The organism is Vibrio mangrovi, assembly GCF_024346955.1.
Taxonomy (GTDB): Bacteria; Pseudomonadota; Gammaproteobacteria; order Enterobacterales; family Vibrionaceae; genus Vibrio; species Vibrio mangrovi.
The window spans coordinates 402,320-424,500 of record NZ_AP024884.1 but is presented as its reverse complement, the minus strand read 5'-3'; the positions used below and the strand labels follow the sequence as shown (position 1 = coordinate 424,500).

Annotated in this window: 16 protein-coding genes; 6 read left to right on the top strand and 10 right to left on the bottom strand. The window is 48.1% G+C overall.

Going from position 1 to position 22,181, the window contains the following annotated elements; translation table 11 throughout:
• Positions 1-5: 5 nt before the first annotated feature.
• Entirely contained in the window at positions 6-2,195 is a 2,190-nt protein-coding gene (locus OCU74_RS18120) for a family 43 glycosylhydrolase (protein ID WP_159457413.1), read from the bottom strand.
• Between the two features lie 87 nt (positions 2,196-2,282).
• A complete protein-coding gene (locus OCU74_RS18115) occupies positions 2,283-3,455 on the bottom strand; it encodes a carbohydrate-binding protein (RefSeq protein WP_087480962.1) in 1,173 nt (390 codons plus the stop codon).
• 565 nt (positions 3,456-4,020) lie between these two features.
• Here OCU74_RS18115 and OCU74_RS18110 point away from each other — a divergent pair.
• The 3 genes from OCU74_RS18110 to OCU74_RS18100 all read left to right on the top strand — a co-directional run bounded on the left by OCU74_RS18110 (position 4,021) and on the right by OCU74_RS18100 (position 6,261).
• Positions 4,021-5,013 (top strand): arabinan endo-1,5-alpha-L-arabinosidase, encoded by a 993-nt coding sequence (locus OCU74_RS18110; protein WP_087480963.1) that lies wholly within the window; start codon positions 4,021-4,023, stop codon positions 5,011-5,013.
• A 171-nt stretch (positions 5,014-5,184) separates the two neighbouring features.
• Complete coding sequence (locus tag OCU74_RS18105; protein ID WP_087480964.1) at positions 5,185-5,604, top strand: nuclear transport factor 2 family protein; 420 nt, start codon at positions 5,185-5,187, stop codon at positions 5,602-5,604.
• Between the two features lie 222 nt (positions 5,605-5,826).
• A complete protein-coding gene (locus OCU74_RS18100; protein ID WP_087480965.1) occupies positions 5,827-6,261 on the top strand; it encodes a hypothetical protein in 435 nt (144 codons plus the stop codon).
• Between the two features lie 162 nt (positions 6,262-6,423).
• On the opposite strand, the gene exaC is transcribed toward OCU74_RS18100, so the two are convergent.
• Positions 6,424-7,944 carry an acetaldehyde dehydrogenase ExaC gene (exaC, locus tag OCU74_RS18095; RefSeq protein ID WP_087480966.1) on the bottom strand — a complete coding sequence of 507 codons (1,521 nt, stop codon included), beginning with the start codon at positions 7,942-7,944 and terminating at the stop codon, positions 6,424-6,426.
• A gap of 274 nt (positions 7,945-8,218) precedes the next feature.
• On the opposite strand from exaC, the gene OCU74_RS18090 reads away from it, so the two are divergent.
• On the top strand, positions 8,219-10,012 hold the full coding sequence (locus OCU74_RS18090; protein ID WP_087480967.1) for a sigma-54-dependent Fis family transcriptional regulator: 1,794 nt from the start codon (positions 8,219-8,221) through the stop codon (positions 10,010-10,012).
• A gap of 127 nt (positions 10,013-10,139) precedes the next feature.
• Positions 10,140-10,619: an aminoacyl-tRNA deacylase gene (locus OCU74_RS18085; protein ID WP_087480968.1), complete on the top strand. Its 480-nt coding sequence runs from the start codon at positions 10,140-10,142 to the stop codon at positions 10,617-10,619.
• Between the two features lie 108 nt (positions 10,620-10,727).
• Here OCU74_RS18085 and OCU74_RS18080 read toward each other — a convergent pair whose 3' ends face one another.
• Positions 10,728-11,561 carry a prephenate dehydratase gene (locus tag OCU74_RS18080; RefSeq protein WP_087480969.1) on the bottom strand — a complete coding sequence of 278 codons (834 nt, stop codon included), beginning with the start codon at positions 11,559-11,561 and terminating at the stop codon, positions 10,728-10,730.
• 193 nt (positions 11,562-11,754) lie between these two features.
• Here OCU74_RS18080 and OCU74_RS18075 point away from each other — a divergent pair, with 193 nt between their 5' ends.
• Entirely contained in the window at positions 11,755-12,684 is a 930-nt protein-coding gene (locus tag OCU74_RS18075; protein WP_087480970.1) for a LysR family transcriptional regulator, read from the top strand.
• A gap of 4 nt (positions 12,685-12,688) precedes the next feature.
• Here OCU74_RS18075 and OCU74_RS18070 read toward each other — a convergent pair whose 3' ends face one another.
• The 6 genes from OCU74_RS18070 to OCU74_RS18045 form a co-directional block, all read right to left on the bottom strand.
• On the bottom strand, positions 12,689-13,171 hold the full coding sequence (locus OCU74_RS18070; protein ID WP_087480971.1) for a CesT family type III secretion system chaperone: 483 nt from the start codon (positions 13,169-13,171) through the stop codon (positions 12,689-12,691).
• A 3-nt stretch (positions 13,172-13,174) separates the two neighbouring features.
• A complete protein-coding gene (locus OCU74_RS18065) occupies positions 13,175-15,442 on the bottom strand; it encodes an NEL-type E3 ubiquitin ligase domain-containing protein (protein ID WP_087480972.1) in 2,268 nt (755 codons plus the stop codon).
• A gap of 154 nt (positions 15,443-15,596) precedes the next feature.
• On the bottom strand, positions 15,597-15,977 hold the full coding sequence (locus tag OCU74_RS18060; protein WP_087480973.1) for a type III secretion system chaperone family protein: 381 nt from the start codon (positions 15,975-15,977) through the stop codon (positions 15,597-15,599).
• A complete protein-coding gene (locus OCU74_RS18055; protein WP_087480974.1) occupies positions 15,977-17,332 on the bottom strand; it encodes a hypothetical protein in 1,356 nt (451 codons plus the stop codon). Before OCU74_RS18055 ends, OCU74_RS18060 begins: the two co-directional genes overlap by 1 nt.
• 235 nt (positions 17,333-17,567) lie before the next feature.
• Positions 17,568-21,899 (bottom strand): hypothetical protein, encoded by a 4,332-nt coding sequence (locus tag OCU74_RS18050; protein ID WP_087480975.1) that lies wholly within the window; start codon positions 21,897-21,899, stop codon positions 17,568-17,570.
• A 57-nt stretch (positions 21,900-21,956) separates the two neighbouring features.
• The gene (locus OCU74_RS18045; RefSeq protein WP_143693192.1) at positions 21,957-22,139 is read right to left on the bottom strand and encodes a hypothetical protein; all 183 of its coding nucleotides are present in this window, start codon (positions 22,137-22,139) and stop codon (positions 21,957-21,959) included.
• Positions 22,140-22,181 lie beyond the last annotated feature (42 nt).

Here is a 22,181-nt window from a genome sequence, read left to right as displayed (position 1 = left end):
TGATATCACTCACGACTTAAGCGGAACATCTGATTCTGGGCTCCGGGTGTACAACGATATTGCACGACATTGGCCCCGTCATCCGAGGATGAATCCACAACATTCAGACACAAGCCACTATTGCGGTTGATAATACGCCATTTACCTGAACCTGCTGCCTGGAAACGGAACTGTTGATTCGCGGCACTACGATAAGGATAAATCGCAATATTGGCATTACTGGTACGGTAACCGTTATATACATCCAGTGCCTGATTCGGTGCATTCAGTGGTGAAATACGATGCCAGATGCCATCGACATTGGTAATCGCAAACTTCTGACAGTCGTTATTCAGCCAGCTCCACTGACGTACATTTGTGCCGTCTGCTGTTGCACAATTCGTAATGTCCAGCGACTTATCACTGTGTAATGGCGTAATACGATAGGTTCCATTGATTGTGCTATTGATGACTCCTGATGAATCACCGGTGTTGCGCAGATAGAAACGTTGACAGATATTATCCAGATCATTGTATACACCAACCGACGCGCCATCGTTCAATGCACAGTTGGTCACATCCATCACCATATTATTGCCTTTCGCAACCAGACGATATCCGCCTTCGGTTCTTGGACGCAGATACCAGTGACTGTCGTCACCTGAACAGTTACCAAACACTGTATTGTTGCCACTGACGTTCAGGCAGGCAGACTGACTCGCCGCACGTATCGTAACAGAACCGTCCTGTTGTGGTTGCAAACGCCATTTCTGGCTTGCAGCACCGCTCCATTCTCGTTGTTCGGTTGATGTGCTGGTCGCAGTCAATACCCGACCACTCTGAGCACTGACAATCGCCACTTCATTGACCGGCGACAAGCCCCAGCGGTCACGATAGGTCTGATTGGATGCCCGGTTCGTAATAGCCAGCAGTCCATCGGATGCCGAACTGAATGACCAACGCTGACAGTCCTGATTTTCCCAGGGCAGGAATCCTTGTGAACCATGGCAGACTGCATCACTTAAGAACCGGCCACTTTCATTGGCAAAACGAACATTACCATTTACCAGTTGATCCAGAATAACCGGCGTACTGCTTTCAAGCCTTAAACTGCCGTTCGCTGCCGAACCGGTGTAATGGTTTAGATTCATCATCGGTGCTTGCGGTGTAACCGTTAACGGGCCGTTTTCTCCGGAAGGAACTTTCACTTGCTGGCCGGCTGCAACCGGACGTCCAAAGTTCGGCGTACCATCTGCATTCCAGGTAAAAGGCTGCGCACGCATTGAACGCAGAGTGCTACATCCGTCATTTTCATGGGCATTACCATGATAAACCAGCCAGTCTTCAGTCCCATCAGGGGATTTAAAGAAACCGTTATGTCCCGGACCATAAACACCATTTGCCGATTCAAACAGAGGCTGATTGCTTTTTGTCCATGCATTCGGATCTAACGGATTGCTGCCTGTCAGCTCCAGCAATGCCAGCTTATAACTTGATGTTGCACAAAAGCTCGCGGAGTAAACCACGTAAACATGTCCATTATGGATTAATGGCTCAGGCCCTTCGTTGACGTTATTCCCCATACGCTCCCAGCTTTTCAGTGGCCGGCTGAGAATGCTTGGCTCACCACTCATTGTCCAGGGATTACTCATCCGGGCAATATACAAACGCTGTTCATCACCATTCCATTGAGAATACATAAAATACAGCTGGTTATTGATCGTGATGTAACTGCCATCAATATTATACGTGCCGCCCAATGGTGCACCTTTATACTGATACGGTCCCATCGGGTCATCACCGACACTTTCCAGCACTGAGTTATGCTGGTGATCATAATTTCCATCCTGACCTGACGTATACAACACGTACCAGCGCCATCCATTCGGCCCGTTTAAATGATGAAATTCAAAAGCCCAGAAGTTACAGCAGCTATCTTTGTTGGTTTCAGACCATACGTTCACTGGCGTTGCATCCTTCAACCCGGCTAAAGTGGGTGATTTACGCATTGCCAGCTGAGAACTCCAGGTTGTCGTTACAGAATAGTAGTTGCCGTCGTAGTACATGAGCCACGGATCGGCGCCATTTTCATAAATAGGATTGGTAAAGGTTGTGGAAGCGGCAAAACTGACCTGACCGACCACTGACAATATGCCGAGCGACAGACAGACAAAGAGCCGCCTCGACAGACATCGTAAATTCAGATAATTAAACATTCGAGTTTCTCCAATGACATTGTTATTTCGTATGTTCGCCATGATGAAGATGGATTGAATCATCCTCACCGGTCTGCGCAGCAATCTTTATAATTTGGTGATACGCCACCAGTTCATATTGAAACCGCCACGTTGTGCATAGATACCAAAGTTATAAGTTCCGGCATCGATATGTACGGTGTGAGACACTGTCGTCCATTTATCCCAACTGCCCGTTGCGCCGATATCTACATAGCCCAATACCGTTGCCCCGGCACTGTGATCTAATGACAAGCGCCCACCACCATTCAAACTCGAAACCCGGTAGTCAATGCGGTAATCACCGGAAGCAGGAATTGCCACATTTGAATATGCCATCCAGTCTCCGGTGTCGATCCAGCCAACACTGTTACCACCACCGATATCACTGCTCGGGCCGGTGCCGACACCTTTCATACTGCTGAAATCTTCGGCTTCAATCTGTTGCGAAAACCCGGATGAGCTACCGTCCGACGGCGCATCGGCATCACGGTAAACACGGACATAATCGACATACATCTTCGCCGGCATTTTGCTTTCATCTATGTCAAATCCCGGCCACTGACCACCAACGGCCAGATTCAGCAGCAAAAAGAAATTGTTATGAAACTCTTCGGTACCGCCCGCATTATTTGCAATGCTCATTACGTGGTACATGTTGCCATCCACGTACCAGCGGATATCGTTGGCATCCCATTCAATGGAATAATTATGATATTGGGTCGCATCCAGGTTATAACTTGGTCCGGAATAACTGGCATGCCCGTTTTCTTCCCAATGGGCTGTTCCGAAAATATGGCTCTCGGTATTCACATGTTCCATGATGTCGATTTCGCCACAACGCGGCCAGCCCACCGTACTGATGTTACTGCCCAACATCCAGAACGCAGGCCACAAACCACTCCCATTTGGCAGACGGATACGCGCTTCAACGCGCCCATAACGAAATGAAGCTAAGCCCTGAGTTTTCATCCGGGCTGAGGTATATCGGAAACCGTTGACATCTTCACGTTTAGCGGTGATCACCAGATTGCCATTTTCAACCGCAGCATTCTCTCGCTTGTAATACTGCAATTCGTTATTTCCCCATCCTCCGCTACCATTACCGGTTTCAAATACCCAGCCCGGGCCAATATTATTGGTAAATTCGTCCTGCCAGACTAACTGCCAATTGGCACTCATCGCTGACTGTGAAAACAGTGCACAGCCAAATAGGGTCAACGTCGCATTTATTTTCTTCATAATTAAGTCCCGTACATGGTCATAAAATTAAGATGATCATTACCACTGCACCATCACGACAAAAATTGAAATCATGAAAAAAATAATAGCAACGGACTCATTTCCCTATTTGGGCTTCATATCAAGTTTTGACATTTACTCATGTCGAATGAGCACAAAAAACAACCAATAAATGATCTAATATTATTAATTACATAGATTCTCATATGTAACTAACAATATTAGAACTTACATATTCAAACCGATATATCAAAAAAAACAACTAATTATTTCAAATTCAATTAACCAGTATTTATCTTCCCAGACATTTTTAACCAATCATTTTCAGATAACCTTTATACCACCAGTATTCTCTGCCTCTCCAAGAAAATCACCTATCCACATTGATAATCTGTATCCGTTTATTTCACTTCAACCTGAAATATCACCTCATAAATTTTTCATCAGACAACATATTGATATTATTCTCATATTTAGAGCACACTTTATCGAAATGGATCTCAACGAATATAAAACTTTTCTCATATAGTGGAGATATTCCAATTCCTGATTCAAAAGGTTCACCATGAAAAAGATCATACAGGCATCAATGTCGTTACTATTTAGTTTAGGAATTCTGGCTAATACATATGCCGCACAAGTTGAAGTACATGACCCGGTCATGGCACGTGAGAATGGTATCTATTATGTATTCAGTACCGGGCCGGGTATTACCATGTACTCATCCACAGATAAAGTTCACTGGAAATACGCCGATCGCGTATTCAGCGGAGAGCCGGAATGGGCGAAATCGGTCGCGCCGGAATTTAACGGGCATATCTGGGCTCCTGAGATTTATAAGAAAAATGGCAAGTTTTATCTCTATTATTCCGTGTCTGCATTCGGCAAAAATACTTCAGCTATTGGTGTCACCATGAACGACACACTCAACCCCGATTCACCGGATTATCACTGGCAGGATCAGGGGATTGTGATTCAGTCAGTGCCGGGCCGCGATAACTGGAACGCAATTGATCCAGCGATTGTCGAAGATGACAATGGCAATATCTGGATGAGTTTTGGATCATTCTGGAGTGGGCTGAAGCTGGTCAGGCTCAACTCGGATATGAAAACTCCCGCTCAACCGCAGACGTTGTTTGATATTGCCTCCCGTCCCGGAGTTGCCGATGACCCGATAGAAGCCGCCTTTATCTTTAAAAAAGGAGGTTATTACTATTTATTCGCCTCATTCGATTTGTGCTGCCGGGGCATGAACAGTACTTACAAAGTGATGGTTGGACGAAGTCAGAATGTTCAGGGGCCATATTATGATAAGAATGGCGTCTCAATGCTCAATGGTGGCGGTTCTCTGGTCATTAAAGGTAATCAGGACTGGGTAGCACTTGGCCATAATTCGGTTTACACCTTTGATCATCAGGATTACATGGTGCTCCACGCCTATGAAACCGCAGATAACGGCGTACAAAAACTGCGTATTCTGGAAGTGAACTGGGAAAACGGCTGGCCAGTCGTAAATCCTGACGACCTTAATACCAACACGACCGAGCTGATTGAATAATCTCATTCCGGTTTATCAAAACAGCAATGGGGACAGGCGCACTTAGCCTGTCCCCATTTTTTTATGATTGTGTATTCCTTTGCTCAGAATAAGCACACCAAACACTGTTGTTTTATCCAGTACTCATCGTTTAATATGGACTCAGTCCCACATCAACCCACAGGAACAGAAATGACAGACGAAATAAATAATCTCTATGAACAGTGGCACGATTTTGCCCGCAACCGGGATGTAGAAGCGCTCATTGATCTTTATGCTGATCATGCGACTTTCGAGAGTCCGTTAGTTCCGGCAATTCTTGACCAAAAGTCAGGCGTGCTTCACGGGCGTAATGAAATACTCCGGTTTCTTCAGGAAGGCACCAGAAGACGCCCGAATGATCTTGTTCGATGGTATCGCACCGGAAAATATTTTACCGACGGTAACACTCTGATTTGGGAATATCCGAGAGAAACACCAGACGGAGAACAGATAGACATTCTTGAAGTAATGGAAGTCACGGACGGTAAAATTTCCCGGCATCGGATTTACTGGGGCTGGCTTGGTTGTAACGTACTTATTTCATCAGCGGTCAGTAAAGTAAGAGTTTAATAACCAGTAGTATTACCAGAACAGACGTCATAGTTACCATCAATATTTTCACCCCGGATATCATCTTCTTTCTATACAATCAGTGATATATTGATTAAGATTAGATTCTGATTTTAAAAGAGAAATAATAGAATGGTTGCAAGCAACCGACTCCAGTGCGTTATTCCACTAATAAAATCAGATCACTTAATCAACATAACAACGAAAATAGAGATGAAGAATATGAAAAAATTGATCGTTTCCAGTATTTTATCTTGTATCGCTCTTCCGGCTTTCGCAGGTACCGCAAATATTCCCGCTTGGTATACGGATTCAATAGGCCGCTCATGTTTCACAGTTTCAAATACTTCAGCCGTACCCGCTGATGTTACGGTTCACCTATATAATTATAATGGTGAAGAATATACTGCGAACATATCCGATCTTCATTATATGGCAGCGCTCGGAGAGGCATATACTTTACCCGCACTGGCAACAAGCCATTTTTGTACAATCCCAAACTCGGAAAGTGCTCTGGAGGGTTTTGGCACAATTGAAGCACATACTGCCAGTGGTTATCAGGGACAAGTAAAAATTGTTGCCAACGGATATTATTTCAGACCTAATGATGGATTGTTTAATGTATCTATCCCTATCAATGGCGGTAATCCTTTCTAACTCCAGTATCTATCATTAATTAGTAAATCCTGACAAACAACAAACCTATCAGAATAAAAGAGCGCCTCTGAAATCAAGAGGCGCTGCGTAAGCGTGCTGAACCTTCCATGGATTCCAGCACAATGGGCTTCACGACATCTTACGTGAAGCGGAGGACCAAACTTAGAAGAATCCCAGCGGGTTGGTACTGTAACTCACCAGTACATTCTTCGTATTCTGATAGTGACCGAGCATCATTTTGTGTGTTTCCCGGCCAATGCCTGATTTTTTATACCCACCGAATGCGGCATGTGCCGGATACGCGTGGTAACAGTTGACCCACACCCGGCCGGCTTCAATATGACGTGCCATGCGGTACGCCAGATTGGTATCGCGAGTCCACACACCGGCACCCAGACCATATTCGGTATCATTAGCAATCGCCAGCGCTTCAGCTTCATCTTTGAAGGTGGTAATCGCAATCACAGGGCCAAAAATCTCTTCCTGAAACACCCGCATTTTGTTGTGACCAAACAGCATAGTCGGCTGAATATAGTAACCATTCGCCATATCACCGCTCTGTTGAGAAACTTCCCCGCCACACAACACTTCAGCACCTTCATTACGACCGATCTCAAGATAGCTCAGGATCTTATCGAACTGCTCCTGTGAAACCTGTGAACCGACCTGAGTTTCGGTATCCAGCGGATTTCCCTGCTTAATGGTCTTCGCCCGCTCGACCACCTTGGCGATAAACCGTTCGTAGACCGATTCATGCACCAGCACCCGGGACGGACAGGTACACACTTCGCCCTGATTGAAGAATCCCAGCAGGATGCCTTCAACACATTTATCCAGGTACTCATCTTCATAATCGAAAATATCGGAGAAATAGATATTCGGTGACTTCCCGCCCAGTTCAACCGTGGACGGAATCAGATTGTCGGCTGCACATTTCAGAATATGATTACCCACCTGAGTTGAACCGGTAAAGGCCAGTTTTGCAATCCGGTTACTGACCGCCAGCGCCTGTCCGGCTTCCGCGCCATATCCATTGACTACATTCACGACACCCGGGGGAAGGAGGTCGCCTATTTTCTCCATCAGTACCAGTATAGACGTTGGTGTCTGTTCTGCAGGTTTTAATACCACACAACAACCAGCCGCCAGAGCCGGCGCCAGTTTCCAGGCAGCCATCAGCATCGGGAAATTCCACGGAATGATCTGCCCCACCACGCCGATCGGTTCCGGGAAATGATAGCTTGCCGTCGTGGCGTCCAGCTCTGCAGCTGATCCTTCCTGAGCGCGGATACAACCGGCAAAATAACGGAAATGATCCACCACCAGCGGCAGATCCGCCGCCAGTGTTTCACGAACCGGTTTTCCGTTTTCCCACGCTTCAGCAACCGCCAGCTCTTCAAGATGAGCTTCGATGCGGTCCGCAATTTTCAGTAAAATGTTGGAGCGTTCAGCTACCGGAGTCGCAGCCCACTGCGCACGAATTTCATGCGCCGCATCCAAAGCAAGGTTGATATCCGCTTCTGCTGAACGTGCAACCTGGCAGTAAGGCTTTCCGTTCACCGGAGAGATATTTTCAAAGTAGGTTCCGCCAACCGGTTTAACCCACTGACCGCCAATATAGTTATCGTAATGTGACTTAAAGTTGACAATTGCACCTTCAGTTCCGGGTTGAGCATAAATCATATGTCGTTCCTTCTGGCTTGTGTTTCACGTTTATTTTGGGTATATGCTGTTGTTTCTTATTGCATTGTTCAGGAGTTGTTTTTCTCCTGTTATTTTTCTGTGTAACGCAAATCACAGGCCAGAGTAGAAAACCTTGTTGTTACCATGGTGTAACATTATGATTAACAAACAATAACAATTCTAATCAATGGGGTCGGGATAACCCGATGATTCTCTCCAGATTGTTCAAGTGTTCCAGAATGGCACACTGTTCATGTGAAAGAGTGGAACAACCATGCAACATGTCCAATTTCCTGCCGGAGACTGGCTGACATCATCCTGGGACAGATGTAGTCAGGCTGGTTTAAAACAACGTCGGCTTCCCGAACATTTCATGATGTCCCGGGCTGAGCTGAAAGAACGAAAATGGTCTGTCAATCCTCTGATTCAGGCGGTAGAAACCTACGCAGTTCCCCTGTTCAATCAAATGTTTGCCCATAGCGACAGTCGCCTGATCCTGACCGATAAAGATGGGGTAATTCTGGCAAGTTGGGGACAGCCGCGCTTTAAAGAGCGTCTGACACAGATTGCACTGGACAACGGAGCCTGCTGGCAGGAAACGCTCAAAGGAACCAACGCGATTGGGACGGCGATTATCGAATCCAGACCGCTGACCATTATCGGCAAACAACACTATATTCATCAGCACCAGTTCATCAGTTGCTCTGCCAGTCCGGTTTTTAGCCATCATGGTGAACTCATCGGTATTCTGGATATTACCAGTGAGCAGCAGCAACACGATCTCTCAACCCAGATACTGGTTCAGAACATGGTCCAGCTGGTCGAAAATCATCTGCTGTGCGACATTCCCGATAGTGCTGTGAAAATCAACCTTGCCTGTGAAAAAGACCTGCTCAATAGTGGCTGGCAGGGCGTATTGGTTGCCGACGAATCAGGCAAGATACTGGCGCATAACCATATCGCATTTCAGTTACTCGAACGCCCTAGTATTATTGGCCTGTCAGTCGATCATCTGCTTCAGGAACAAAACCGTGAGCTGGTTTTTGAAAAACACACACTTCTGCCAGCAAGAAAAAAATCCAGTGCTTTTTCTGCGTCCTGTGAGCTCCATTTCGGTGATCACCGGATTGAACAGGCATGGCAACAGGCCAATAAACTCATTGATAAAGATATTCCGTTGTTGATTCTGGGAGAAACCGGCGTCGGTAAGAATGAGTTTGTCAAAGCTCTGCATCAACACAGCTCACGCAAACATCGTCCGTTAGTCATCGTCAATTGTGGCGCGATTCCCAAAGAGCTGCTTGAATCAGAACTATTCGGCTATGTTGCCGGCGCGTTCACCGGAGCCAGCCCTAAAGGCTATCAGGGTAAAATCCGTCAGGCGAATCAGGGGATTCTGTTTCTGGATGAAATCGCTGATATGCCGCTCGATGCCCAGTGCCGTTTACTGCATGTCTTACAGGAAAAAGAAGTCATCCCGGTCGGTTCAAACCAGACTGAGCGGGTTGATATTCAGGTCATTGCTGCGACCCATAAAAACTTAACCGCAGAGGTGGAATCCGGCCGGTTCCGTCAGGATCTCTACTACCGTCTGAACGGACTGCTAATCGAACTCCCGGCGCTACGGGAACGGTTGGATAAAGCCCGGCTGATCGAACATATCCATCACAAATATCGCCTGAGTCAGCAGCAAATCTGCCCACAACTCCTCAGTGTCCTGCAATCTTACACCTGGCCGGGCAATATCCGTGAGCTAGACAATATGCTCAAAGTTGCTTCACTGCTCGCCAGTGACGAGCCCCGGCTGAAGCTGGCGCACATTCCCGGCCATGTCGTGAAATCTTTGATGGCACAATCTCCGCCACTTGAGAACGATCACCGGCAACCGGTAGAAAATTCCGGGCGGGAAGAACAGCATGTTCCGGATTTAAAAACCACGGTAGAAAGCCGGTTGCTACAGACTTATCAGGCCACTCAGGGAAACATTAGCCAGACTTCCCGGCTGCTGGGTATCAGCCGTAATACGATTTACCGTAAATTAAAAATGCTGGGGATTCTGAATCGTTAGTCACGGTCGAGCTGCGTTCAGTCTGAACGGGTTTGATCGCGGAGCAGGACTCCTTCAGGTAACATTCAGGTATATTGGTGACTCTTCCGCTATACTCAAGAAGAGTATGTAGCATGCGGAGGTTCGTATGACCATTGCAACTCGATTAGAGCATTATCTGACTGAGCACCATATTCCTTATCAGACACTCAATCATAGCCACAGCCAGAGTTCACTGCACAGTGCAGTGACGGCGAATGTACCTCCAATGAGCCTGGCCAAAGGGATCATTCTGGAAGATCACGAAGGACGGCATTTAATGGCTGTACTTCCTTCCAACAAAAAGATCAGTCTGGCAGCCCTCAATGAAGAGTTACAGGCAAGCTATCATTTGGTGAAAGAACAGGAAGTCTATCAGCTATTCCGCGACTGCGAAAACGGCGCTATACCTCCTGTCGGAAGTGCTTACCACATGTCGGTCGTTTGTGATACTTCTCTTGCTGATCTGGATGATGTTTATCTGGAAGCCGGTGACCACGAAACGTTGCTGAAACTGGATAAAACCGCATTCGAACAACTGATGAGCAACAGTAAGTCATGTAATTTCAGCCGTCGGATATTCCATTAAATCTGACAAGGCGGACGACACACAGGGCTTTACGTGACAGTAAGGCCCTGATTTTATAATTATACCTATCGCAGCCATTATCTGATCGTTTCATTACTTTGACTGATATTATTCTTCGGCACCGGCTTTCAGATAAGATCCCAGGTATTTCACTCTGCTGATCTCACCAATTTCTGCCAGCGCAGCAGCAACTTCATCATCACGGATATGTCCGTCCAGATCGATGAAGAAATGATACTTGCCGAAGTGAGTACAGGTTGGCCTTGAGATAATCGACGTCAGATTAATTTTCCGCCGGGAAAAGGAAGTCAGAATCTCGCCGAGAAAACCGGGATGATCGTGCTCATCGACAACAATCAGGCTGGTTTTATATGCACCTTCCGGATGATAAGACTCCGGATAGTCCTGTGCCGCAAAGACCAGAAAACGAGTCTGATTGTTTTCGTAATCATTGACATTTTCAACCACCGCTGCAAAGTCACCATGACTGACATCAGCCGGAACAATGGCGGCACTGGCCTGTGAAGCTTCACCGGCTCGCACCAGCGATTCAGTATTACTCTCGGTTAAAACAATCCGGATATCACCCAGAGATTCGATAAAACGGCTGCACTGCCCTTTGGCGACAAACTGAACAAACAGTTGTTCAACTGTAGAAAGTTCAGCAGTACTGATGCAAGAGAAACGAATCGGTAAAATCACCTCACCGATGACTTTTAACTCCGCATGAATCAGTTGATCGAGTACCGAAGGAATAAAACCTTCCGAAAAGTTTTCAATCGGCAACACACCAATATCACAAAGTGTACCGACAGCATCAAGCGCCCGTTCGATCGACGGGAAATATTCCAGAGCGTATTGCTCCTGCTGTACGGCGATATATTGAAGAGTCGCCGTTTCTGAAAATGTTCCCGCCGGCCCCAGTGTCGCGATTTTTTTCATGACCATCCCGAATTTATCTACATGTTAATAAGCAAACGGCAGTCTAGCATAAAAGGCTCACCGACTTATAACCGATCACGTCGCGCTGCTGCCAGATCAATCGTAAGAAGCCGCATCCTGAAGTCATTTAGGTATATTGTTTTATCTCCGGTATGATAGGCGCAGAAACTTTTTGATGAGATAACCAATTTCGATGCTTCAGACACAACTAATCAGCTTACTGCCGGATCTGGCCACCTTTATTCTGATTGTGAACGAAGGCAGCTTTACTGCTGCGGCCGGTAAACTGGGCGTAACGCCGTCAGCACTGAGTAAACTGGTCACCAGACTGGAGCAGTCCCTGCATGTCAAACTGCTGGAAAGAACGACACGAAAACTGGTGATTACGCCGTCTGGTCAGCAGATTTATGACCAGTGTCTGGTGATGATGAAAGCAGCCCAGCAAGCCGTCGATCTCTCAACCTCAGAACATATCCACCCTTCCGGTACGCTAACTGTCGCCGCTCCGGAAGCATTTCTGAATTCAGTGCTGCAACCACTGGTGGTTCCTTTTCTCAAACAGTATCCGGATATTCAGCTCCGTCTGCGCTCTGTGGACGGACACATCGATCTGTTTAAAAACAATATCGATATTGCAATTCGTTTAACCGATAAACCGGATGAAAATCTGGTGATGAAAGAGATTGGTAAAACCAATCTGGTTTTGTGTGCCAGCCCGGCTTATCTGGCTGAACGTGGCAAACCCTGCCACCCGGTTGAGCTGAAACACCACGACTGCCTCTACCTTGCCGAGCACAATAAAGACAATATCTGGACGTTTATGCATGAACGGGAAACACATACGATAAGCGTCACCGGACGCTATGCCGTCAACCATTCCCAAATGCGGCTTAATGGTGTCAAACATGGGCTGGGAATCGGTATTTTTCATGATTTTGTAGTACGGGAAGCACTGGCAAACGGTGAGATTGTCCGCTTATTACCGGACTGGACGATCAAAAGCAGTTATCACGGCGCGATTGTGATGCAGTATGCCCAGACCAACTATATGCCTGCCCGCCTCCGGGTATTTATTGATGAAATTACCCGGCAACTGACTGATACGCTGCGATTCGGCTCATGAACCATCAGTCAGTCTGGTGCAACCATGCCAAAGAGCCGGATTGTAAAAATACCGGAACAGTCTGTCGCTCTCTGCCGGAAGAAGGTTTTCCACGCCCGCCTCTGCCTTGTTGCAATTCCTGACGTAGTTGTACCAGCCGGTTCAGAAACTGCGTGATCAGCGGTGTGATATTCGTATCCCTCTGCACCGGATAAGTCATCCGGAAAACCAGTTGGTGAGTCTGCGTATTCAGCGCAATCGCCCCTGAACCACTCATTTCCCGTTCAAGATTGAGTGCTAATGCATGAGCCAGCAACTGTCCGTCAACTCTGGGTTCGATATCAAGCAGACAGCCATAAATATAAATAACCGGCTCTCCTTCAGGAATCCACAAAAAACAGCCGTGACCATCCGGGTTCTGATAACAGGCTTTACCGCTTGAATCAAACAGGCCGGGATGAGACAGCTGACGTTCAATCATGCTGCGTATCTGCTGATGATGTAACATGATCTATTCACTCATCCCCAGTAATGTTGCCGTATGACGCTGATAAAATGCCGCAATTGCACTTTCCCGTCCGGAACTGACCTGCTCCAGACGCACTTTCCATTCACCTTCTTTTTCTCCCGGAGCCGGACCGTCATTAAACAGCGCCTCCATTTGCCCGGAAAAATCATCATTGAGCTGTTGCCACTCGTCATGATGTTCCCGTTGCAGATAAGCCTGCATCGGTTCCCACTGACTCAGATACAGTTGCTGCCGGGAAGTATCTTCCATCTGTTCATTAATCTGCTCTTCTGCCAGATCAATATCTTGCGGAGAAAGGTCGGCACACGCAGCATAACGCATCTGTTGCGTTTCAACCGGTAAATCCAGCCGATCTTTTAATACCAGCTGATAAGCCAGATTTACTTCCACAGCCTCATCAGTTACCGGGTCACGCTCATCAACAGCGGTATATTCCATCTCTTCTGTATCCGAATCAGAATCGGAACGGCCCAACTGGAAAAAGTGTTCAATCGCCTGCTCTGCCCGTGCAGTACGGAGCCGGATTCCGGCGACCAGCTCGACTGGTCCGGGAATCGGATCCGATAATCCGGGTAACGGACCGGCATCATAATCTTCATCGACCGATTTCACGATCTGCTCGATCGTTCTCAGGGCTCGTTCGGCTCTGGCTTCGATCATTACCGGATAATAAATATCCATGGGTGGCGGCCGGTATGTACGATCACTGGCTTCACTGAAATCACCAGCCAGACGTTCAAGCTGTGTGAGATATGGAATAGCCGTATGCATCGCATTGGTTTCCCGGGCAATATCATTGAGCATTTCCATCTTCATCATGCCTTTGCCATAGTGCAGCAGTCGGGCACTATCCCAGTTTTCCGTTTTGGCACGATGGTTGAGATGAGCCAGTTCCATATCATTTAAACCGAGAATGACCCGGTCTTCACAAGTCGCAATCGCATCATCGGCACACTGACAACAGATTTCACGCAGATTCGGATCTTCCGTCATCGCATCCAGTAAACGGAAAATACGCTGCATCAACACATCCCGGGCACCATCACTACGGAACTCAGCCGTCTCCGGTAGCCGATCCAGCCATTGCTGAAAACCCTGAGTCTGCGGATCACTCTCTGCCAGCGTATTCCAGCGTTGTAGCGCGTCGGTATCCAGCGCCGGCATCTGCCGCTGCAATGCCTGAGCCAGTGTTTCCTGTGATGCAGAATGCTCCGGCATCACAAATAACGGTTGTAATCCCCGGTTTTCCAGTTCCTGCAATGCATGTTGCGATAATGGATTACCGCTCAGGTCGACATGACATCCGGGCGGCAACCGCCAGATACTTTCCGGGATTTCCGATAAGCTATTGTCCGAAAGATCAAGCATTGTCAGTTGGTGCATCCGTCCGAACATTCCCTCAGGAAGAGATTCGAGCCGGTTCCCGTTCAGTTCCAGTGTTTCCAGACTCTCCATCATGCTCATCGAATCAGGAACAGTTGTCAGGAAATTATTTGCCAGATATAACCGCTGTAACTGATTCAGAGAACCAAGTTCATCCGGCAACCGGTTGAGCCTGTTTTCCTCGGCAATCAACACATTCAGAGAGCGCAGCCGATCGATGGAAGACGGTAGTTCCGTCAGATCATTAGCAGCAACCGACAGACGTTCCATATCTTCCTGAGCCATCAGTGTTTCGGGAACCGTCTGTAATTCACAGTTTGACATACGTATTCCGGCAATCGGAGGCAGCAGATGAAACACTTCCGGTAATGAACCACCACTGTCAATATGTGCCAGAGACAGTTCTCTGTTTTCCGTCGGCTGGTGGTGATAACGCCGGATATGATGACTGATCGCTTCTCTTCCCGCCCAATCCCCATGATCGGATGAATGCATCCATTCCTGCAATGAGGTTTCTAAAGCAGCCGGATGGTTTGTCGTTCCGTCTCCGTTTTGTACTGTCTGTCTCTGTAAAGGAAATGTCTGTCGCTGTAAAGGAAATGTCTGTCCCTGCAAGCGGGGGATTTCTGTCGGTTCATGTGACTGTGGAATATCAACCTGAGCAGCATAATGGGTCAGTTGTGTCCGGGAGACATGATTCTGTCCTGTTGTTTCGGCTAACCGGGCTAATTCGGGATCAGGCCGATTCCATTCACCTTCAGCAGACAGATGCTCATCAGCAGAGTAAAAGGAGTCGTCACTGGCAATACTTCGGGGAGAATCAGGAATATGCCCGGAAGCATGAGTTGTGGAATGAGAGATAGGCATAAGCGTAATTTTATGGTCCGGATAAATCAGTGATCCCCCATTCCACAGAGATAGATGATGACTGCATACACGGGAATGAGGATGATAAATTCATAGATCTTTACTCAGGAAGTAAAGCTGATATCTGAGCAAAGACCACGATTGTATGCATAGTTTACGCGACGAGGATTCGTTTCCCCCATTCGACCAGTCGGCCAATCTCATGACAGACCAGTTCCGCATTGACTGCCTGCCGCGATAAGGTCAGATAGGAAAAACAGCATCCCGATTTTTCATCAATACCAACTCCCGGCTCCTGACCTAAAAGTGGATTCAGTCCGGCATTCAGCAGCCGTCGGTAAAGCGTCGTTTTATCTGTACGCTCATCAATATCCAGCATACCAAGAATCATAATTCGCTCAGTTCGTGCGTCATAACGCAGAAAAATCGGATGCTCTTCATCAACGACCAGACGAAACTCCGTCATTCCTGCCGGCACATCTATTTCCATTTTTTTGAATACATCCAAAAACAGAGTCTGAATAAAAGGATCCATTATCGACGTCCTCCTGTAAGAGAATCCTGTAACACTTGCTGTAGATTTTTCAGTTGCTCGTTACGCTGAGCGGTCGGTAATTTCATTGCATCGCTGATATGAGTCAGGACTTCACGCTGACTTTTATGAGTCAGATTCGGCTGCATTTGCGCAAACACATTCAGCGTTTCTTTAGGGATCTTCTGCTCATGCCGCGGTAAACGTTCAATGTTTCCCTGAATCGAGTTATAGATCTGTTCCCGGCGTCCCGGCTTATGTGGTGCTGCCGTTTCTGTCTGCAAAACGGACGGTGCTGACTGATGACGCGAAAGCCCGCTAGTACCGGAAGAAGACTCAGCTTCCATCATGATTCGATCCCACTTACTCAGACTGGCCGAATGCCCGTAATAATCGGCACGTTGCAGTTCTTCTCTGCCACCGGTAGTTTCCGGCCGGGTTTTCATCGGACGGTCTCCCATGCCGGGGCGAAGTATTCCATGGCCGGAGCCGGATGAAGGTCGGTGCGAAGCCTGCTGTTGATAAACGGCTTCTGCATCGGCCCGGTTAGGAACTTCTCCGTAATAGTCCGCACGCGCTTCTTCTGCTTTCATGAAATGATTGAGATCATGTGTCGGGCTGTCCGGGCGGGAAAATCCCTGTGTCGGCCCGGGCTTTGTCTGTTGAGCTGAAGCCGGCTGATTCTGACGACGATAACGTTCGTAGTCAGCCCGGGCCAAAGCTTCACTGGGATATTCATTTGCCTGTTCGGCCCGATCTTCTTCCATCCGCATGAAGTCATCAAAATTCAGCTTCTGCCCGCTATTTGTCTGGGAGCCACTGCTTGTCTGATACCCACTGTTCACCTGAGGTCTGGATTGTGCCTGTGAATGAGCAGGCCGGGACGGACTACTTTCTGGTGTCACCCGCCCCGATGAGGCCGAACCGAATGAAGAAGCCCCGGCGGAAAAATACCCGGACGAAGACGGACTCGACGCTCCGGAGCCCGGACGGGATGAGTACTGTGAAGATGAGTGCTGTGAAGAGGACGGTGAAAACTGCGCGCTTTTCATTTCTACCGAACGCCGGTAGTTCAGCGAATCGGCAATCCGGCCACTACGGTTCGATGATGAGCTGTCACCAAGGTGTTGTTTGAAAAAGCCTGAAGCACCATTGAAGAAACGCTTCATTTTGGACTGTACCTGAGGATCCTTCGCAACGGATATTTTGTCATCAACGAGAGAGACATTATATCGTGTACCACCGATATTCATGTGCCCCTGACGTAATAATGCATTGGTATTCAGATGCGATGCTTCATGCTGAAACTCGGTAAAATTTTTAAAGCTAAAGGCGTGGGCGTGATTCACCGTATCCATTTTTATCTCCGGACTGATGCTTTCATTTTCATCCTTGTCTGACGATTTATATCTCACAGAGCAAGGAGATAATCCCGATACCCAAATCACGTCAAAAGTCATGTAACTTAGATATCTCTTTTTGAGTGAGTTATCAAAGCGCTTGGTTCCGATATAACAAAAATATTTCAATAAGATAACCGGACACAAACAATCGTAAGGTCAGACGGGCGAAATTGCCCGTCTGATTCAGGACTTACTCTGGCGTATTCATCTTCACCAGCATTCGTTTGACGTCAGCCAGTAAAGCCCGGCTGGTTGGTCTTGCCGCCAGCAGATCTAGCCGGGCAAACAGATCCTGTTTGAAGTCAGGCTTAGCGTCAGCAACAGCATTCACATAGCGTTTCACCTGATCCACTTTGTCCTGAGCTACTGAAGTTTTCTTGCCCAGTTTCTTCGCTTTGACTGAAGACAGGTCCATCGCTGCCAGTTCATCAATCACCGTGATCGCTTTGGTCCAGAGCATGTCATCTTTCGGCTGTAATCCCTGATCCAGATGATTGAGTTTACCGACATCGGGTTTATCAAATAGCGGGCCGCTGGTTTTCACTCCCGGACTCTGATGAGATTCAATACCATAACGTGCTTTTAAACCATCCAGTTGCACCGAAAGCTCCCGGAAGTCATCAATGACCGATTTAACCTGCTCCGGTGTTGTTGTATCTGTCATCAACGTCCGGACTTTCTGGGTAAATGTGTCTTTCAACTGATTGCGCTCACTCTGATAGTCCTGTTTCAGACTGTCCCCACGTTCCCAGACTTGCGGTTCTTTCCCGAGTGCATCGACCATGTTGTCGAGCTGGCTGACCAGCCGCGTCAGGCGAGACTTACGGGCTGACGTTCCCCATGCACCGTCATCGTAAGAACCGATCGACTGAATCAGTGATTCACCATGTGCGACAATACTGTCCCGATCATAGATCATCTGCACATTGGCAAATGGTGTAGTCGCACTCATAGAAGCACTCACTGCCCGGGTTCTGGCCGGAATGACCAGAGAACTGGCTTTCTTCGCTTCGTTGCCATGAGAAACATCCATGCCTTTAAGACGGAAGTTATGCAGGTCTTTGGCAGCACTTTTCAACGCCTCAAGACGCTCTTTTCCCCCCTGAGGTGTTTCAGCCTCAATTCTGGCACGGACTTCCGGTTTCAGTTCCATACTTACCGAGACCGGCCGGTTGAAATTCAGACCCGATTTGCCCTGCTGGGCCATCAATTGATCCATGGCGGGTTTCAGACCCGGAATCTGCTGTTGTAATGTTCCGTCCTTATCCAGTTTTTTCAGCAACTTACTGGTACGGTTAATTGACAGACTGACCTCGATATTTTCCGGTTCTCCCGCACTGGTCGTCGTCACAGTTACTGATTTACTGGTCGGTGCCAGTCGGTCGAAACTTTTCCCCAGAATCGCTCCCGGTAAAAAGCTGGGAATCCCCATTCTTCCGGTCAGTCCCGGACTTCCTTCGTCACTACCAAGCATCATGTCGCCGGGGAGCGGCACTTTCAGATAATCACTTTCCAGCACCCCGACACCAATCAGGTTTCCACGGACACCCTGCAACCCGAATCCCTGATGCGTCGTATTCACTGTTTTCTGCCCGGAGCTGCTGGTCGATGTGGTTTCCGATGACTTACTGCCAAAATCCAGTGCCAGCTCAGGTACAACCGCACCAAGAACTTTACCGACTGTCCCCGGAATTTTAGGCGCATTCAGTGCGCCCCAACCCGGTTGTTCTGTTCCGCCGGCTCCAACCAGAACATTACCGATGCCCAGATTCCAGTTTCTACCCTGACCATGAGCAGAGTTCACCTCTTCCGACTGACGCATCAGATCAAAGAGATCCGCCTGCCCGGAGATTACATCTCCCAGAACCCGGTTCAGATTACCTTTTCCGTCATCCTTAATGGTAAAAGCAATGCTGTCATTAACCGTGTCGGTTTTCTTCCCTTTAGCCGCAATCTCCCAGCCGTTGAACAGCCAGGTTCCGCCGTGTTCTTTCGGGATAATTTCAGGTGTATGGACAAACCCGACACCAGTTCGTGCACCAACCTGTCCATAGGCACCATCAGAACGATTCATCTCAAACTTCAGACCATCTTCAGTCTTAGTGATATTCAGGCCGACCCCTTTGGTTTTACCGACATCAAGAATCGGCACAACCCAGGCGGCGAGAATCCCGGCAGTCAGCTTGGCAAAAGCACCGGACACAACCACCCGGAAGTTTTCGGTGTTAAAACCATTATCAGTGGATTTTCCCAGACTAATACTGTCTCCGGGCTTCATGGTATGCGCCAGACGCCCGAAAAGTTCCGAAGCTTCAGCCATGGTTGGATTACGATCCTGCTTCCAGCCCATTGCCGGTGCATATTTCTTCATCATCCTCGGCAGCATATCGTTTTCCTGGCGAAGAATGGCCTGCATCGCATCAAACCCTTTCGCGGCATGGCCCATCGGATCAGTATTCTCAATCCCTGATTTCGCCACCAGATTCGGTAATGCCTGCTGACGAAGCTCTTTCGCATCGATCAGGGCAGTTTCCAGAGATTCACCTTTGTTGAGTGTCTTATGCGGCAGATCGACCAGAATCGCATGATCCGTAACCAGACTCGCCATCACTCCCCGGTAGCGGGCCGAATCCATCGGAACGAAAGTACCCTTTGAGATCATCTGATCCAGTTTCTGTACCAGCTCATCCTGTTCACCATAGACCATCTCCCGGGCATTTTTCAGGCGGCTAAGCACATTATCTTCCTGAGATGCGCCTTTCGGACGGCTGAATGCTTGCTTCTGTTTCGGGTCTTCCAGTTCAGATTCAAGGTGATCCAGCACCGCTTTGGTATGCTGCTGAATCTCATGCCCGAGCTCATTGTCCACTTTGTGCAGAAAGTCCTGAACATTGTCCTGTGAGCCCAGAGCCTGAAGATCAAAAGTCGGCATATTCTCCGGAGAGAGCAGTTTCCAGAACGATTCAACCTGAGCATCATATCTGACCACCGGATTCTGTTGCTGCTTGCTGTAGTCAAAATGCTTCAGATCCCGGTAGGTTGTCGCAATCCCTTTCGCAACTCTGCCCAGCGCATCTATCGGATGTTTCAGCGGATTGGAGGATGCTTCACGAATTGTTGCAACCCCGCCAAGGAAAGTAATCAGTTCTCCTTTCCCCTGTTTTGGCAGTGCGCCGTGTAAACGCTCGAACGTCGGCTGATTAACCTCAGCCATCGATACTTTCTGCCAGCCGGCAGTTCCCTCAAAACGGTGCAGCCCACCATCCAGATCTTTCCCGGCGACCGAACCGTCCGGTAATGTATCGAGCCGGGTCAGACGTTGTGAAGCTGCCGGTAATTTCTGCCATTTCAGTTCACCGCCAGTCTGACTATTTTCCGTATGCTCATGCGTCTCTTCAGGAGTGCCATGCCAGACCGAACCACCGGCATCCATCATCCATAACGAACCATCAGCAGAACTGGCAACCGAACGGGGCTCGCTGGACATCAATTCAATCGGTAATGCCACCGTATTCGTCTGCGCAGCAGCCTTACCTTCTGACGAACTGTTCTCCGGGGTAGTGTGTTTCAGGAACAGTTCTCCGCTAGCATTGAGTATATACATCCGATCTTTCGAACCGGAGACCGAAAAATCCTGTACTCCTCCCGGAACATCCAGCGACTGTATCGAAGTTTCACCGTTGACAATGCCGGCCGGCATGCCGTTTTTGTCCAGCATCGCCATCTGGTCACCAGAACGGGCATAAATATGCCCATCTGCACCTAAAGAGATTTGATCCACATCCGTCAGCCCACTTTTCAGAATATCCCCGGTACCGGGGTCAAAATGAAACACATCCCCCTGATGGTTCACAAAATAGAAAGCACTATCCGGCCCGGCAATATAACTGACAGGTGGTTTCTGCTCTGCCGCCGTCCCGCTTTCATTCAGAGCTGAATCCGTTGCTACATGCGTTTCTGCGGTTGGTTTAACCGCTTTCAGCCGGGTTGATTGCAAACGTTCCTTAAACTGCTCACTTACCGGTTCATGCTCAGTAATTTCGCTTGTGTGTTCAGTTTCATCTGCAACCAAGAGGCCCGTTTTTACTGGGCTAGTATTTTTTTGTGATGCACCGGATGCAACTTCAGCATCAGTCTCACCAACTTCTTGATTACTTTCTGCAATCGTTCCCAATTTGGTATGTAAAAAATTGGCAGAAGTATGACGATCCGTACGGCCTTCCATTGTTGCGGGATTATTTTTGCTCTGGCTGACGTGATTCTGAGAACGGTGAAACAACCGCTCTCTGATACCTTTCAGGCTCAATGCTCTGTGACTGTGCTTCTTCGGTGAAGCGCCGGTCGCATCCGTTTCCTGCTGGTGAACTTTCGGTATTGAACGGCTTGTCTGCCCGTGTTGATTCAATGAAGTCACTGATTTTTGCTGCGGGGAAGATGTTCCCTGCATGATCGATGCTTTTGGCTGCTGACTCTGTTGGGATACAGCATGCACCGGACCGGAATTGTGAAAATGCGTTCTCATTAATCGTCTCCTGGATATCTAACGACCATGACTGACATTGCCAGTCAGGTGCCGACATTATTTTTTAATGACCGCATAGTTCTGCTCACGGTTGTCGGGATGATGCAGCCGGGGCATAAACTTACGGAAAACCATCGTCGCTGGCACTTCGCGTATATGAAATACACGGTTAGATAAGACGGTGTCATCTGTATAATGCATCGCCACTTCAATACCGGAAGCGGCCATATTACAGTTCAACAGCCCTGCTCAGAGCCTCTGCTCCGATGACGCTGAATAAAT

Bases quoted from the DNA above. Each gene is read 5' to 3' on its own strand.
- OCU74_RS18075 (WP_087480970.1), top strand. From the start codon at position 11,755: ATGCTTCAGACACAACTAATCAGCTTACTGCCGGATCTGGCCACCTTT.
- OCU74_RS18055 (WP_087480974.1), bottom strand. From the start codon at position 17,332: ATGGATACGGTGAATCACGCCCACGCCTTTAGCTTTAAAAATTTTACC.
- OCU74_RS18070 (WP_087480971.1), bottom strand. From the start codon at position 13,171: ATGTTACATCATCAGCAGATACGCAGCATGATTGAACGTCAGCTGTCT.
- exaC (WP_087480966.1), bottom strand. From the start codon at position 7,944: ATGATTTATGCTCAACCCGGAACTGAAGGTGCAATTGTCAACTTTAAG.
- OCU74_RS18100 (WP_087480965.1), top strand. From the start codon at position 5,827: ATGAAAAAATTGATCGTTTCCAGTATTTTATCTTGTATCGCTCTTCCG.
- OCU74_RS18060 (WP_087480973.1), bottom strand. From the start codon at position 15,977: ATGGATCCTTTTATTCAGACTCTGTTTTTGGATGTATTCAAAAAAATG.
- OCU74_RS18115 (WP_087480962.1), bottom strand. From the start codon at position 3,455: ATGAAGAAAATAAATGCGACGTTGACCCTATTTGGCTGTGCACTGTTT.
- OCU74_RS18065 (WP_087480972.1), bottom strand. From the start codon at position 15,442: ATGCCTATCTCTCATTCCACAACTCATGCTTCCGGGCATATTCCTGAT.
- OCU74_RS18120 (WP_159457413.1), bottom strand. From the start codon at position 2,195: ATGTTTAATTATCTGAATTTACGATGTCTGTCGAGGCGGCTCTTTGTC.
- OCU74_RS18105 (WP_087480964.1), top strand. From the start codon at position 5,185: ATGACAGACGAAATAAATAATCTCTATGAACAGTGGCACGATTTTGCC.
- OCU74_RS18110 (WP_087480963.1), top strand. From the start codon at position 4,021: ATGAAAAAGATCATACAGGCATCAATGTCGTTACTATTTAGTTTAGGA.
- OCU74_RS18090 (WP_087480967.1), top strand. From the start codon at position 8,219: ATGCAACATGTCCAATTTCCTGCCGGAGACTGGCTGACATCATCCTGG.
- OCU74_RS18085 (WP_087480968.1), top strand. From the start codon at position 10,140: ATGACCATTGCAACTCGATTAGAGCATTATCTGACTGAGCACCATATT.
- OCU74_RS18080 (WP_087480969.1), bottom strand. From the start codon at position 11,561: ATGAAAAAAATCGCGACACTGGGGCCGGCGGGAACATTTTCAGAAACG.
- OCU74_RS18050 (WP_087480975.1), bottom strand. From the start codon at position 21,899: ATGAGAACGCATTTTCACAATTCCGGTCCGGTGCATGCTGTATCCCAA.